We start from the raw sequence: 1,390 nt of genomic DNA, 5'->3' as shown, positions 1-1,390 counted from the left end.
CGGAGCGGTCCGTCGACCCATCCCGAAAGCCCGGCCCTGCAGTCGCGGAGCCCGGCCCCGCAGTCGCTCAGCCCGGCCCCGCAGTCGCGGCAACGCTCTCCACACCCCGCGCCCCTCCACAGCCGGGACGGATCACGCGGTCCGACGCCGCAGAAGCCGGGCCGGCGGGGCCGATACTGCGTGTCCATGAGCACAGACCGACCTCGCCCACCCGTCATCACCTCGTCCGAACTACTCGCCCGGGGTTACAGCCGCCGAGCGCGGGAGCACGCAGAGCGCACCGGACAGCTCTACCGTCTCCGTCACGGTGTCTACGTGCCCGCCGCCGACCTGCCCACCGGTCCCGACGAGGCCGAAGCCATCCTCGAGATGCGCTCGCGCGCCTCTGCGAGGTTCATCAGCCCCGGCACGGTGATGTCGCATACTTCCGCGCTCGTGCTGCACGGTCTGCCCGCCCAGGATCTGGACACCCGGCGGGTCACCACGACCAGGCACCGGCCGGGCAGCGGGAGCAGGCGGGGCGAGAGCGCGATCTGCCACAGTCTGGATCTCGGTGACGCCGTGACGGAACTCGATGGCATCCCGGTCACGACTCCGGCGCGGACGATCGTCGACGTGGCGCGGACGAGCCCGTTCACCGGTGCTGTCTGCGCTGCCGACCAGGCCCTGCGTCACTCTCTGTGCACCAGGGCCGAACTGGCGGCCGAACTCGACGCCGCCGCCGGGAGAGTCGGCATCGCGCGGGCCCGCGCGGTGGTGGCATTCGCGGACCCGGGTGCCCACTCGGTGCTCGAGTCACTGAGCCGGGTCGCCATCACCCGCGCTGGCCTCCCCATGCCCCGGCTCCAGCACGAGTTCGTCCTCCCGGACGGGTCGCGGACCTTCGTCGACATGTACTGGAAGGAATGGGGACTCGTCGGTGAGGCGGACGGGTCGGGGAAGTACGGGATCGACGACGGCGAGGCGGGCGTCCGCCGGAAGCTACGCAATGAGAAGAATCGCCAGAACGAGATCGAAGCGCTGGGCAACATCTTCAGGAGATGGCAATGGGAGGACTACCGGCGTGGCCGGATCGTGCCCCTCATCCGCGAGGCGATGAGACTTCAGGAGTCACTCGGCCGGGGGCCGCGCCGCGTGGCGTGAGGGCGGCTGCAGTACGCGTACCGTCGCCGACTCGGGGAGGATCGCCGGCCACGACACTCGCCAGTCCGTGCAGCCGCTGATGCGCCTGGCGTCTCGCGCACGCGTCTGGCGTCTTGCTCGCGCGCGTGTCCACCTCTTCCGCAGCCGCCCGCCGCGAGGGCGTCCCGCCTGCGCATCGGTGTGCGCCAGACGCCATAGCGGCAGGCGGCTGCGTGGGACCGTGCAGAGGCGGGAGCAGATTCCCTCA

1 protein-coding gene is annotated in these 1,390 nt (G+C 71.2%); it reads left to right on the top strand.

Annotated elements, in window-relative coordinates:
* Positions 1 to 186 precede the first annotated feature (186 nt).
* Positions 187 to 1,143, top strand: coding sequence for a type IV toxin-antitoxin system AbiEi family antitoxin (locus G6017_RS13875; protein WP_179523196.1), 957 nt, complete (start codon positions 187 to 189; stop codon positions 1,141 to 1,143).
* The last annotated feature ends 247 nt before the right edge of the window (positions 1,144 to 1,390 follow it).

The organism is Dietzia sp. B44 (assembly GCF_014145245.1).
Lineage (GTDB): Bacteria > Actinomycetota > Actinomycetes > Mycobacteriales > Mycobacteriaceae > Dietzia > Dietzia natronolimnaea.
Note: the sequence above shows the minus strand (reverse complement) of the source record. Positions and strands in the feature narration are given on the sequence as shown.